The organism is Pseudomonas sp. OST1909 (genome assembly GCF_015277575.1).
Lineage (GTDB): Bacteria > Pseudomonadota > Gammaproteobacteria > Pseudomonadales > Pseudomonadaceae > Aquipseudomonas > Aquipseudomonas synxantha_A.
In genome coordinates, this window is the sequence record NZ_CP063780.1 from 4655122 (window position 1) to 4668807 (window position 13686).

Annotated in this window: 11 protein-coding genes; all 11 read right to left on the reverse strand. The window is 58.9% G+C overall.

Annotation, left to right across the window (positions count from 1 at the left end):
• Positions 1-69: 69 nt before the first annotated feature.
• The gene (locus IH404_RS20135; RefSeq protein WP_005790087.1) at positions 70-1542 is read right to left on the reverse strand and encodes a sigma-54 dependent transcriptional regulator; all 1473 of its coding nucleotides are present in this window, start codon (positions 1540-1542) and stop codon (positions 70-72) included.
• Between the two features lie 169 nt (positions 1543-1711).
• Positions 1712-2008 carry a flagellar protein FliT gene (locus IH404_RS20140; protein ID WP_194438870.1) on the reverse strand — a complete coding sequence of 99 codons (297 nt, stop codon included), beginning with the start codon at positions 2006-2008 and terminating at the stop codon, positions 1712-1714.
• Positions 2009-2033: 25 nt separating this feature from the next.
• Positions 2034-2423, reverse strand: a complete 390-nt coding sequence (fliS, locus tag IH404_RS20145) for a flagellar export chaperone FliS (RefSeq protein WP_005790090.1) — start codon at positions 2421-2423, stop codon at positions 2034-2036.
• 128 nt (positions 2424-2551) lie between these two features.
• Entirely contained in the window at positions 2552-3919 is a 1368-nt protein-coding gene (fliD, locus tag IH404_RS20150; protein ID WP_032880058.1) for a flagellar filament capping protein FliD, read from the reverse strand.
• Between the two features lie 83 nt (positions 3920-4002).
• Positions 4003-4350 (reverse strand): flagellar protein FlaG, encoded by a 348-nt coding sequence (locus IH404_RS20155; protein ID WP_078821974.1) that lies wholly within the window; start codon positions 4348-4350, stop codon positions 4003-4005.
• Positions 4351-4426: 76 nt separating this feature from the next.
• Positions 4427-6151, reverse strand: a complete 1725-nt coding sequence (locus IH404_RS20160) for a flagellin (RefSeq protein WP_005790094.1) — start codon at positions 6149-6151, stop codon at positions 4427-4429.
• A 264-nt stretch (positions 6152-6415) separates the two neighbouring features.
• Positions 6416-7345, reverse strand: coding sequence for a ketoacyl-ACP synthase III (locus tag IH404_RS20165; protein ID WP_005790096.1), 930 nt, complete (start codon positions 7343-7345; stop codon positions 6416-6418).
• A 276-nt stretch (positions 7346-7621) separates the two neighbouring features.
• The gene (locus IH404_RS20170; protein ID WP_032880055.1) at positions 7622-9232 is read right to left on the reverse strand and encodes a flagellar hook-associated protein 3; all 1611 of its coding nucleotides are present in this window, start codon (positions 9230-9232) and stop codon (positions 7622-7624) included.
• Between the two features lie 14 nt (positions 9233-9246).
• On the reverse strand, positions 9247-11292 hold the full coding sequence (gene flgK, locus IH404_RS20175) for a flagellar hook-associated protein FlgK (protein ID WP_005790099.1): 2046 nt from the start codon (positions 11290-11292) through the stop codon (positions 9247-9249).
• A gap of 10 nt (positions 11293-11302) precedes the next feature.
• The gene (gene flgJ, locus IH404_RS20180) at positions 11303-12568 is read right to left on the reverse strand and encodes a flagellar assembly peptidoglycan hydrolase FlgJ (RefSeq protein WP_032803660.1); all 1266 of its coding nucleotides are present in this window, start codon (positions 12566-12568) and stop codon (positions 11303-11305) included.
• A 4-nt stretch (positions 12569-12572) separates the two neighbouring features.
• The gene (locus tag IH404_RS20185; RefSeq protein ID WP_164699565.1) at positions 12573-13661 is read right to left on the reverse strand and encodes a flagellar basal body P-ring protein FlgI; all 1089 of its coding nucleotides are present in this window, start codon (positions 13659-13661) and stop codon (positions 12573-12575) included.
• Positions 13662-13686 lie beyond the last annotated feature (25 nt).

A 13686-nucleotide genomic window follows, 5' to 3' on the forward strand; every position in this document is an offset into this window, starting at 1 on the left:
TGCGAGGGCTGTAGCAATACCCGTGCCGAAAAAAATCTACCTATAAATCAGCTAGTTGAAAAACAGGCGTCAATCATCCGCCTGTTCATCACCTTCTTTGCGGCTCATACCGTACTTGCGCATCTTCTCCACCAGGGTGGTACGGCGGATGCGCAGACGCTCGGCGGCGCGGGCAACGATGCCATGCGCGTCGTCCAGAGCCTGCTGGATCAACCCTTGTTCCAGGTTGCCGAGGTAGTCCTTGAGGTCAAGACCTTCGGGCGGCAGCATGGCGGTGGCACCGAAGTCCGGGGCATGACCGTTAATGGCCACGCGCTCTTCCATGTCACTGCGCAGGCTGTCCATCTGCTCGTCTTCATCGTCGACGTAGCGAAATTTCTTCGGCAGCTCGACCACGCCGATCACCCCGTACGGATGCATGATCGCCATGCGTTCCACCAGGTTCGCCAGCTCGCGCACGTTGCCCGGCCAGCCGTGACGGCACAGCGACATGATCGCGGCAGAGTTGAAACGAATGGAGCCGCGCTTTTCGTGCTCCATGCGCGAGATCAGCTCGTTCATCAGCAACGGAATGTCTTCCACGCGCTCGCGCAGCGGGGCCATCTCGATGGGGAATACGTTGAGGCGGTAGTACAGGTCTTCGCGGAAGCTGCCAACCTCGATCATGCTTTCGAGGTTCTTGTGGGTGGCGGCAATGATGCGCACGTCCACGCTCTGGGTCTTGTTGCTGCCCACGCGCTCGAAGGTGCGCTCCTGCAACACACGCAGCAACTTGACCTGCATCGGCAGCGGCATGTCGCCGATTTCGTCAAGGAACAGCGTGCCGCCATTGGCCAGCTCGAAACGCCCGGCACGGCTGGTGATCGCCCCGGTAAAGGCGCCCTTCTCGTGGCCGAACAGTTCGCTTTCCAGCAGCTCTGCCGGGATCGCCCCGCAGTTGACCGGCACAAAAGGCCCGTCGCGACGCTTGGAGTGATAGTGCAGGTTGCGTGCGACCACTTCCTTGCCGGTGCCCGACTCGCCGAGGATCAGCACACTGGCGTCGGTGTCGGCCACTTGCTGCATCATCTGGCGCACGTGCTGGATCGCACGGCTGGTGCCGACGAGGCTGCGAAACAGGTTGGGTTCACGGTGACGGCCGCGCTCGCGGGCCTGGTCGTACATCTCGCGATAGACCTGGGCGCGGTGCAGCGAATCGAGCAATTTGCTGTAGCTGGGCGGCATTTCCAGGGTGGAAAGCACGCGGCGGCGCTGGTCTTCCGGCAGGTCCACAGAAGAAATATCGCCCATCAGCAACACCGGAAGGAACTCATCCCAGGTTGACAGTGTCTTTAACAGGCCCAGAACTGCGCCAGGAGCGTTTACCGTCCCGATCAATACACAGATGACTTCACGGCTCGACGCCAACGAGCTGACCGCCTGCTGCCAATCGTGGCTGGCGCAGGGTAAATTTTCTTCACCAAGAAAATTTAAAATCACCGCTAAATCGCGGCGGCGGACGCTATCGTCATCGATCAGCAGAATTTTGGTTTCACGCCACATGCAATAGCAACTTCCCTAGTAAAACTTCCTGCCCCGGAATGAGGGCAATCAAGACGCCTGTAAGATTTGTTACCTACTAGACGTCTGAAATCTGAAAACAGCACTAGTTAAGTCAAAAATGCTGGCACAGTCAAATATATGACGCGCCGTGCGGATTAACTGCGCCCGTTCAACCGAAGAGATGGTAAACCTTTGACGCATTTTTCGCTTGGTTGATCTGCGACATCTCTTCGAAAATCGCCTGGCGCTCGCCGGTCGTCACCTCCAGCAACTGCTGGTACACCACCAACAAACTTTCCAGCTTCTCGCGCAACGCGCCCTCGTCTACCGGTGCCTGACTGAGCACCTCATCAATCACCGCGCGGCAACCCAGGTCCAACTCGCCCACGGCTTCCCAGTTGCGCTCGGCCAGCGCGCCGAGAAGGGCTTCGCGGGTTTCGTCGATGCGTTGCAGTGCATGGCTCATGATGTGTCCCTCAAGGCGATCGGCCTTATTGTGGAGCGATGGCATCCCAGCCGGTCTTGACGGTGATCAGCAGGCGGGCGACTTCGTCGATTATCTCGGCGTCATTCACCTGGTTGGCCTCGACCAAACGATTGCTCATATAGCCATACAAGGCGTCCAACTGGTGCACTGCTGCCGGATCTTCGGCCTTTTCTGGCTCCAGGCCGTCACGCAGGCCAGAGATAATTTCAATCGCCTTGCCCAGCATCAGCCCTTTCTGGGCAATATCCCCACGGTTCAATGCGCCCTTGGCCTGCGCCATGCGATCAAGGCCTCCTTCCATCAGCATCTGCACCAGGCGGTGCGGGCTGGCTTCGGAGACCTGGGCATGGGAACTGACCTTCTGGTATTGGCGAAGGGCTCTCATCGGGTTCATGTTGCTACCTCGTTACTGGCGACAATCGAATAGGTTTGCTTAACCAGTTTTTCGACCGTGGCGACGAAAACTTTAATTCCCAACCATACGCCAAGGCCCTGAATCAGGGCCTGAAAGCGCGCCGCCCATCAGTTCGATTTCGGATTGTTCAGCGAGTTGAGGGTGGTCAGGATGCTGGAGCTGCTGGCGTTGATCTGCGCGATCATGGTGTCCATGGCCGTGTACTTGGCGGTCAGGGATTTTTGCAAGGCGTCCATACGTCGTGTCAGGTCGGCCGTCTCTTTGGTCAAGTCGGTCAACTTGTTGTTGAGATCCGTCGCCCGGGTTGCCAGGGTGCCGGTGGTGCCCACGTAGCTCTTCGTCGCCTTGTTCATGCGCGTGATCAAACCCGTGTCGCCGGTGAACAGCTTGGCAATATCGCCAGCGCCTTTGACTACGGCCTTGTCCCACGTCTTGTCATCCAGGCTCAGCAGGCCGGTTTTCTGATCGGTGGTGATACCCATCTGGGCCAGGCTGGTCATGGTGCCCGCGCCGGAGCCGTTGACCAGTTCGGAGCGCAGGCTGTTCACCAATTGGCGCATTGACGCATCGCCGGTCAAGGCACCTGCGGTGGTAGTCGACGCGTCACCGGTTGCAGTAACTTTGGTCTGGGTATTGATGGCGGTCATCAGCGTGTTGTACGCACTGACGAAGGACTGTACCGAGGTTTTCAACGTGTCAGTGTTACTGGCCACGGTAATGGTCGTCGGTTTTTTCACATCAATGGTGTCCAACAGCTCCAACGTGACGCCACTGATCGCCGACGTGATTTTGTTGCTGCTGGATGACATTGCAATGCCGTCGATGGAGTACTTGGCGTTGGTCGGCGGCGTGCCTTTGTCATACCCGCTGGCCAGTTGCGAATCACCGCTGAGGGTGATGTCGGTGCCTTCGCCCATATTGGTCGAGGTCAGTACCAGTCGCGCACCATTGGAGTCGCTCAATACGTTGGCACTGATACCCTGCGACGAGAGCTGGGTATTGATTGACTCTCGCACCTGTTGCAGGGTCGCGCCACCTGGAATCACCACATCGAAGCTTTTACCCGACTGGTTGATGGTCAGCGTCTGGTCTTCGTCTGTAGTGTTGGCCTTGCCCGAGGCACCCTCAGCATTCACCGCAGTGGTAACTTTTGAAGCGGTTGCCAGGTTATCGACTTGCAACACGTACTTGCCACTGGATGCTCCGTCACCCAACGTCACCTTGGCGTTTTTCTCTTCCGAAGAACTTGCCGCCAGCCCATTGAACGCGGAGGGGTTATTCAACTTGGTGATCGCCGCCTGATAGGCCTCCAACGCCGTCTTGATCGAACCAACTGCCGACAACTGGACGGTGGCAGTTTTCTGCTCGTTGGTGATCTGCTGTTGTTTAGGCGCTTGTTCAGCCCCCACCAACGCCTTGACGATAGCTTGCGTGTCGTAGCCCGAACCAGGGCCGGAAATCGTTGAACTAGCCATTTTTCATTCTCCTTGTCCTGCGGCGGCCGTTTTTTTGGCGCTTAAACGCCTAGACCGCAATCAGAAACATGTTTCGTGCCAACTCAAGCCTTGCTATCAAACAACAGGCTGCCGGCATCGCTCAGGTTCTGCGCCAATTTCAGCGCGGTCTCCGATGGAATCTGTCGAATCACTTCACCACTGTCGGTGGCGATCACCTTGACCACTACCTTGCCGGTAGAGTCATCGATGGAAAAATCCAGGTTGCGCTGTGAAGCCTGCACAAACTCACGCATATCGGTAACAGCCTTCTCCAGCGCCACGCGCTGAGGCTCTTCACTCTTGATCGGCTCATTGCTGGCCACAGGCTTGGCCTGGGTCACCACTGCGCCAAGGTTGGCCGAAGCCGTGGCTGCGGGGTAAGACGAGGTCAGCTTGATGCTCATGTCCATGTCACCACCTCCAAACTGAAAAAACGGAAGGGCACGTCGTTAAACGCACCCTCCCGTTATTTAACCGCTAGCGCTATTACTGAAGCAGCTTCAGTACAGCGGATGGCAGTTGGTTGGCCTGGGACAGGATCGCAGTGGAAGCCTGTTGCAGGGTTTGTTGCTTGGTCAGCTCAGCGGCTTCAGAAGCGAAGTCAGCGTCTTCTACGCGGCCTTTGGCAGCGGAGGAGTTCTGCGAAATGCTCTGCAGGTTGGCCACGGTGCTGGTGAAGCGGTTTTGTACGGCACCCAGCTGCGAACGCTGGCTGTCGATCTGCTGCATGGCATCGTCCAGAGCCTGGGTAGCCTGTTGCGAAGCAGCGGCAGTCAGGATGTTCAGGTCGGAAACGCTGGTTTCCATGGTGACGGCGGTTTTGGTGCCGGCCGCTGCAACAGCGGTCAGACCCAGTGCAGCCAGGCCAGTACCGGCGCTACCATCCTTGATGGTGATGTCTTTGTCAGCGAACAGGTTCAGGGTGCCGTCAGCGTTTTTGCTGGCTTGAACACCGGTGCTGGCGCTGTTGATCGAAGAAACGATCGCGTCAGCGGTGTCACCTTTCTTGAACTTGACTTCAACGCCGTTCACATCGATGGAGGTGTCAGCGGTCAGTTTGGCTTGGGAAGTACCAGCGGAAAGACCCAATTGCGACAGCGAACCCGCAGAGGTGTTGGACAGCTTGATGTCCTGGCCACCACCGGAGGTCACTTTGACACGACCATCAACCAATGTAGCGGTTGCACCAGCACCCGCAGCAGCAGCGATGTCAGTCAGCACGTCAGCCATTGTATCAGTGGCAGTCCAGGCTACAGCAGTGCCGTTAACCGAGATACCGCCAGTCAAACCCATTGCGGTGGTGCCGGTAGGGGTACTGTTGGTAGCTGGAGTAGCACCTGCAGTCAGACCGAGTTTGGCCAGGCCCGCTGTTGCGCCGCCGGTAGCGGAAGCGCCCAGGGTAATAGCACTTTTCGAGGTCAGAGTAACGACACCAGCAGCATCAGCGCTAGCAGTAACACCAGTGGTAGCTGTTTGAGCGTTGATAGCAGTAACGGCAGCAGTACCGGCTGCTGCACCAGCAGCGGCAACACCCAGAGTAATTTCAGTACCGTTAATGGTGAACGCGTCAGTTGCAACAGTTGCCAGTGCTGCGGCACCACCGGTTACGGTGGCTTTAGTACCGCCCAACACGGAGCCGGTCGAAGTAGCAGCCAGACCAGTCATCGCGGTGCCATTTACAGCAGCTTCTTTGTAGTTACCCTTCAGCGCAGTCGAGCTGATGTCGGTCATACCGAACGAGATAGTCTCGTTGGCGTTGGCGCCGATCTGGAACGCTACGTTGCTGAACGAGCCGTCGAGCAGGTTACGACCACCGAAGGTGGTGGTGCTGGCGATACGGTTCAGCTCGCCCACTTTAGCGGTGAATTCCTGCTGCAGGGAAACACGGTCAGCGTCGCTTTTGTCACCGTTGGACGCTTGCAGGGCGAGTTCACGCAGACGCTGCAGGGTGTTGGTGGATTCTTGCATCGCGCCTTCAGCGGTCTGGGCAATCGACACGCCGTTGTTGGCGTTGGCGATGGCAACGTTCAGGCCTTTGACCTGGTTGTTCAGACGGTTGGCGATCTGCATGCCGGCAGCGTCGTCTTTGGCGCTGTTGATTTTCAGGCCGGAGGACAGACGGTTCATCGACTGGCTCAGGGCGTCGGAAGCTTTGTTCAGGTTCTTCTGGACACCCAGGGAGGTGATGTTGGTGTTTACTGATAATGCCATGACGAAATCCTCGTGATTTGGATACTGCGGCTTCCGGCCCTGGCGACCGCCGGGTGTGGCCTAGAGAACCTACGTAATAGTTATCGTCGTGGTAGCCGGTTGCTTGAGGATTTTTTTGATTTTTTTTAGTAGCCCTGTGCCAGCCCTTGTATTTCAAGGGCTTATGCAGGCACAGAAGCCCGGTTTCATTGACTTTTCTGGCGCCAATAAAAAAACGCCGATGATCGAAGGATCATCGGCGTTTTTTATGCAGCGGCTAAAACATCACGGGCGATAGAGAATCGCCGAGCCCCACGACAGGCCCACACCAAACCCGCTGATTGCCACACGCTTCCAGGTAGCGTCCATCACGTGCTTTTCCAGCAGCAACGGGATGCTCGACGACACAGTGTTGCCGGTCTCGACCATGTCCTTGATGAACTTGTCCACCGGCGCCTCTTCAAAGCGACGCGCCACGGCATCGACGATGGCCGCACTGCCCTGGTGGATGCAGAACGCATCGATGTCATCGGCCTTGAGGTCCGACTCTGCGAGCAACTCGTGCAAGTGCGCCGGCACTTTCAGCAGCGCGAAGTTGAACACCTGGCGGCCGTTCATGAAGAACACGCCGTCGCTGACTTTGAGGTGCGGCGCGCCGGAACCGTCGGTGCCGAACTTGGATTTGCCCAGCAACCACGGCGCATCTTCGCCCATCCAGGTGGCGGTGGCGGCATCGCCGAACAGCATGGTGGTGTTGCGATCTTCCGGGTCGACGATCTTCGAGTACGGGTCTGCAGTGATCAGCAGGCCGTTTTTCAGGCCGGCGGCTTCCATGAAGCCCTTCATCGCGTAGATGCCGTAGACGTAGCCGGAGCAGCCCAGGGAAATATCGAAGGCGGCAACGTGGGTAGGCAGGCCCAGTTTGTCCTGAACGATGGCGGCGGTATGAGGCAGGCCCTCTTCATCGCCGTTCTGGGTGACGACGATCAGCGCGTCGATGGACTCACGCTTCAATTCGGGGTTGTTGGCAAACAAGGCGTTGACTGCTTCGACGCACAGATCGGAAGTCTCCTGTGCAGCTTCCTTGCGCGGCAGGAACGCCGAGCCGATCTTGCCAATGATGAATTCTTCATCCTTGGCGAACTTGGCACCCTGGGCGTAGTTATCGATCCCGTCCGCCGGCACGTAACTGGCGATGCTTTTTATGCCAATCATTGTGGCTTCCCAATACTAAATAGCTGGAGAACACCCCTCGGGCTATGCCGGAAGTGCTGACAATAAAGGGGATAACCCCATAAAAATCCCGGTGAAAGCCGCCCGATGAAGGCCCTGTGACGACTTATCCTTTTCACACGATACAGTGAAGATGCGCTTTATGACTCACAGGTCACTCAATTTTGCGTGGTTTATGCAAAACGTTTCAACAATTGCGCCACGGAAACGACGACGGCCCAGCCTGTTTCCAGGCTGGGCCGTCGTGCACAGCGCCGATCACATCTTGTTGAACAGGCTCAACTGCGAGATTTTCACAAAGGCCAACTGCGAAGCCTGCAACATGGTCTGCTGCAAGCTCAGGTTGATGGCGGCTTCGGCGAAGTCGACATTGCCCAGGGCATTCATGGTGGTGGTATTGGCCAGGTCCAGGCTGACGTTTTCCTTGGACTGAATATCCAGGCCATTGAGGCGCGCACCCAGGGAGCCGCGCGCCTGGTCGATCTGGCTGTAGGCATTGGTCAAGTTGCCAATGGACTTGGCCACCACATCCTTGAGCTCCTTCTGCGCCGCCGGGTTGCCGTCTGACGGCGTTTCCAGGATTTTGCGCAAATGGCTCAAGGTGTCGAGGACATTCTCGTTCTTGTTGCTGGTGGCACTGATCGAAAACTGGTCGCCGGCTGCCGGCGCCGGTGCGGTGGTGACATCGAAGGTCACGCCCGCCGCCGTGATTGACGTTGCACCAGCTGCCAGGGTGCCACTGGCAATGGATTTACTGTCTGCGGTATACGGCTGCGCATACAGATCATAGGCACCGGCCGCGCCAAACTTGACGACGACACCCGAGTTGGGAAAGGTGCTGGCGTATGCCGCCGGATCGCTCACCGTGCCGCCGCTCAGTTGCGCAGTGGACGGATTGCTCGGGGTGCGCGAAACACTGAAGGTGTCCGGCTTGACCGACAAGCTGAACTCGCGATCCTTGACGATGGCGTCCGATGGCGCGCCGGGCAGTATGTCTTTGCCCAGTGCGTCCTTGCCCAGGTTCAAGCCGATGTCGAACTTGACCCCGCGCAGATTGATACTCGAACCGCCTTCCTTGGTGGCATCGAAAGTGCCGTTGCCCGGAATCTCCGAGGTGATGTCCTTGCCGGCATTGTCCGTTACGACATATTGGGTGCTGCTGGTGAAGGTCAGCTTGTACGGCTGGCCGTCGGAAAAACTGCTGTTATAGCTGGTGTTGGCCGCGATCAACCCGGCAGACACGGTGACCTTGCCATCATCGACCGCTGGCGGCACGAGGATCGGTGCTGTTTGCGTACGGCCCGTATTCGCAGAGCTTTCAAGCATGCTCTTGGCGGTATTGCCCATGGCGACCGACAGGTTCTCCGCCACCTTCAGGCTCAGCGGCGTGTCATCGCCCTGGTAGCTGTAGGTGCCGTCATTGTTGCGGGTGTAGGGAGGCGTGTCGGTCTTGCTCCCGGAGAACAGGTAATTACCGCTGGCGTCCTTGGTATTGAGCAGGCCCAGGACCTGATCTTCAATGGCGCCGATCTCGGCGGCAGTCGACTTGCGGTCAGCATCGCTGATGCCGACGTTACCCGCCTTCAGCGCCAATTCACTGGCGCGTTGAATCGCGATATTGATGTTTTCCAGCACGCCGTCCTGGGTGGTCAGCGAATTCTTCAACGTGTCGATATTGCCGTTGAACTGCGCCAGCATGTCTTTCTGCTGCTGCAGCATCAGCAACCGCGCCGCCGCTACCGGATCATCAGCGGCGGTTTGCACACGGACACCGGTGCTGGCCTGGTCCTGGGCCTTGACCACGCTGGAATAGTTGCTCTGGTACTTGGCAGAGCTGGTCTCGAAATACTGCTGTGTAGAAATACGCATCGTCCCAGCCTCCCTTAAAGAGCATTCATCAGTGTGGTGAAGGTTTCCTGCGCAGCCTTGATGATCTGCGACGACGCGGTGTAGTACTGCTGGAACTTGATCATGTCGCCGGCTTCGTCATCCAGGTTGACCCCGGACACCGAGTTGCGCGCATCTTTATTGGCGCTCAGCAACGCACCGGTGGCGGCGCTGTCGACCCCGGCCTGGCTGGCCTTGGCGCCGACAGTGGAGACCAGCTTGCTGTTGGCCCCCACCAGGCTGGTGCCCCCGTTGCCCTCGCCCATGCCAACGGTGGCCTTGGTTTGCAGGTTCAGCAGTTCCTGGGCGTTTCGGCCATCGGATTTGCCGCCGCTGTTGAAGGCGAAGGTGGTGCTGTCGCCGTCTGCCGGGGAGCCATTGACAGTGGTGTCGAACTTGAAGCTCTTGCCGGGGATGGCTGCACCGCTGGCGTCGCGCATCGGTACGTCGACGGTGATCTTGTTGCCCTGCCCCGGGATGATTGAGCCAGTGCCAATCGGGTTGCCCTTGGAGTCGCTGATCGTATACGACTGCGTACCGTCGGCGGCGGGTTTGCCGAACACCATCTTCACCGGCATCGAGTTTTCAATACCGGCGCGCAACTGTGCGGTGTCGGTGCCGCCATGGATGTCCAGCGGCACCGTCAACGACGGCTGGGTAAATGTGCCTGTGCCGCTGTTGGTCTTGCTGCTGGTACCCGCCAGCGGGCCGGCAAACGCCAGCTTGTTGGCATCGGTGAGTGCTACACCCATACCGCTTGCGCCGGTGGCGGTCGGGCTGACTTTGAAGCTGTCGCCAAACGCCATGGCGCCCTTGCCGTCCAGCGCCAGGGTAAAGCCATCCATGGTCGGCGGCGGTGTGGAGCCCATGTCAAAGGTGCCCATGGCCTTGCCGTCCGAGCGCAACACGGTGACCTTGTTGGGGTCGGTCTTGTCGCTGAAGGTCACGGTGTAGTCAAACGTGGACAACTTACTGCTGTCCTTGATCGTCACGTTCAGGTTGCCGGCCCCGGCACTGTTGCCCGAGGCGCCCTGGCTGCGCGACGCAATGGCGGCGGCACTGTTGATGTCTTTGAACAGCGAAACGCCAAAGTCACCATTGAGGTCCAGGCCTTGGCCCAGCTGGTTATTGATGGTGTCTGCGGTTGCGATGGCGATACGGCCCAGGTCGTTGATAGCCGGCATCAAGGCATCACTGCGATAACGCAACAGGCCACCGATGCTGCCGCCACTGATGACGCCGCCCAGGTCCATGGTGGTGCCGTTCATGTCCAGCTGAATGGTGTACTGGCTGTTATCGGTTTTGCTCGGCACTGCGGAAATCGTATTGGAGATCCCGCCCTCCACCAGGGACTGGCCGCTGCCGGTGGTCACGCTGAACTGGCCGTTCTTCTCGGTGGCCGTTACGCCGATCAGCTCATTGAGCGAGCGTACCGCCTCGTTACGCGAGTCCAGCAGGTTGGCCGGCGCATTGCCCGACGCGCCTTGCACTTGGGAGATCTGCTTGTTGAGCGAGGCAATGGAGGCGGTCAATTGATTGACCTGCTCACTCATGCTGCTCAGTTGGTTGTTGATAGTCTCTTTCTGCTGGGTCAATTGCGTCGAGATCGCGTTGAAACGGCTGCTCAGGGTCTGGGCGTTGGTCACCAGCAGTTGGCGGGCCGACAGGTCGCTGGGGTTGGACGCTGCGGTTTGCAGGGTAGCGAAGAACGAGCTGAGCACCGATGACAGACCGGTGGTCTTGTCCGACAGCACTTTGTCGACGGCGCCGACCTGATCCAGATACGCCTTGGCATCGTTGTTCAGGGCCGTGCTGTTCTGGTAGGCAGTGTCCAGGTATTCGTTGTACACCCGGCGCACGTCGGCCAGGGTGGTACCAGTGCCGATGAACACACCGCCGAACGGGTTCGACGCGTTAGTATTCTGCGTGGTCTGCTGACGCGAGTACCCTGGGGTATTAACGTTGGCGATGTTATTACTCAAGACCGACAACGATCCTTGAGCGGCGTTGAGCCCTGACATCCCGATACTGAGCAAACTCATGGTTCAGACCTTATAAATGTGTGGTTGCGCCAGCGGCAGCGTAGTTCTGGTAACTGTTCATGGTTTTTGCGATCTGCGAAATCTTGCTGGCGTAATCCGGGTCGGTTGCATAACCGGCTTTTTGCAACTCGCGTACAAACTGTTCCGGGTTGTCGGCTGATTTCACAACTTCTTTATAGCGATCATGGCTTTGCAGCAGGGTCACGAGGTCGTGGAAGCTGTCCTGGTAGGAGCTGTAGGAACGGAACTGCGCCGTTTCCTTGACCATCGCACCATCGCGAAACTCGCTGGTGATCGCACGGGCCTGGCCGCCCTGCCAACTCTGGCCGGCCTTGATGCCGAACAGGTTGTGGCTGCTGCTGCCGTCTTCGGCACGCATGACCGATTTGCCCCAACCGGTTTCCAGCGCTGCCTGGGCCACCAGGTACTTGGGATCGATGCCAATCCGTGCGGCGGCGGCCTTGGCCATCGGCAGCATGGTGGCGACGAATTCATCCTGGGAGCTGAAGGCTTTCTTCGCCGGTGCCAGCGGTGGCTGGGCAATGGCGCGGCCATACACCTGCATGCGCCCGCTCGGTACGGCAAAGGTGCGCGCACTGCTGTTGATGACGTTGTCATCGGCGGCACTGTTACGCAGCGGCGCGGCCTTGGCCACGACCTGGGTACTGGGCACGATGCCGGCAAGCAAACGGTCAGTCAGCTTGCTGGGCAAGGCGATACGGCGCTGGTTCATCAGCTCCATGTCGTTGCTGTGAGACGCAACGGCCCCAGCCTGCGGCTCAGCCACGCGATAGGCCCACAATGGACGCTGCCCATTGGAGCGCCCCAACGGGCCCTCAGCCTGGGTACCGGCAGCAATCTCAGTCGGCACATCAACTTTCTTCACCGGCCCATCCGCCGCCGGGCCTTGCAAGGTGGCGGCCTGGGCCTCCACCGGTTTGTTCTTTTGCATCTGGCGCATCAGCACGTCGGCCAGGCCGATACCACCGCCCTCGCGGGACATCGAGACCGCCAGTTGCTGGTCGTACATTTCCTGATACTGCTTGGCCGCCGGGGTATTCAGCGGGTTGTCCTTGCCCAGAGCGTCGGTAGCCGAGCGCATGGACTTGAGCATCTCGTTCAAAAACAGCGACTCGAACTCCTGCGCCACCTTGCGCATGTTGCCTTCGCTGTTCTTGTCATCACCGACCTTCAGCTGGTTAAGCCGATTCAGGTCGGAGTAAGACCCCGAGTCCGCCGTGCTGCTGATGCCGCTCTTGCGCATATCCATGGCCATGGCCTCAGATCACGATCAGGTCGGCTTGCAAGGCGCCGGCCTGTTTCAAAGCTTCGAGGATGGCCATCAAGTCGCCGGGCGCTGCGCCCACCTGGTTCACCGCGCGGACAATCTCGTCCAGGGTGGTGCCGGGGCCGAACTTGAACATCGGCTTGGCTTCTTGCTGGGCATTGACCCGCGAGCGCGGGACCACGGCGGTCTGGCCGTTGGACAGCGGGCCCGGCTGGCTGACGATCGGGTCTTCGGTGATGGTCACCGTCAAGCTGCCGTGGGTCACCGCTGCCGGCGAGACCTTGACGTTCTGGCCGATCACGATAGTGCCGGTACGTGAGTTGATGATGACTTTTGCCACCGCCTGGCCAGGGTCGACCTCCAGGTTTTCCAGGATCGACAGGTAGTCCACACGCTGGCTGGGGTCCAGTGGTGCGGTGACGCGAATCGAACCGCCGTCGATGGCCTGGGCCACACCTGGGCCGAGCATGTCGTTGATCTTGTCGACCACGCGCTTGGCAGTGGTGAAGTCGGAGCGATTGAGGTTCAGGGTCAGGCTGTTGCCCTGGTTGAAACCGCTCGGCACGGTGCGTTCAACCGTCGCGCCACCGGGAATGCGCCCGGCCGACGGTACGTTGACAGTGATCTTCGAACCATCGCGGCCTTCAGCGTCAAACCCGCCGACCACCAGGTTGCCCTGGGCAATGGCGTAGACGTTGCCGTCGATACCTTTGAGCGGCGTCATCAGCAAGGTGCCGCCACGCAGGCTTTTGGAGTTGCCCATGGACGAAACGGTGATGTCCACCACCTGGCCCGGCTTGGCGAATGGCGGCAAATCGGCACTGATCGACACCGCGGCAACGTTCTTCAATTGCACGTTGCCCGAGCCTGGCGGCACCTTGATACCGAACTGGGACAGCATGTTGTTGAAGGTCTGCAGGGTGAACGGCGTCTGGGTGGTCTGGTCACCCGTGCCATTGAGCCCCACCACCAGGCCGTAGCCGATCAACTGGTTGGAGCGCACGCCGGAAATACTGGCGATATCTTTGAGCCGCTCGGCCTGGGCCACAGTGCTCAAGGCCAGCAAGAGCGCCGTCGCCATCAGCTGTTTGAAATTCAAAATGGCC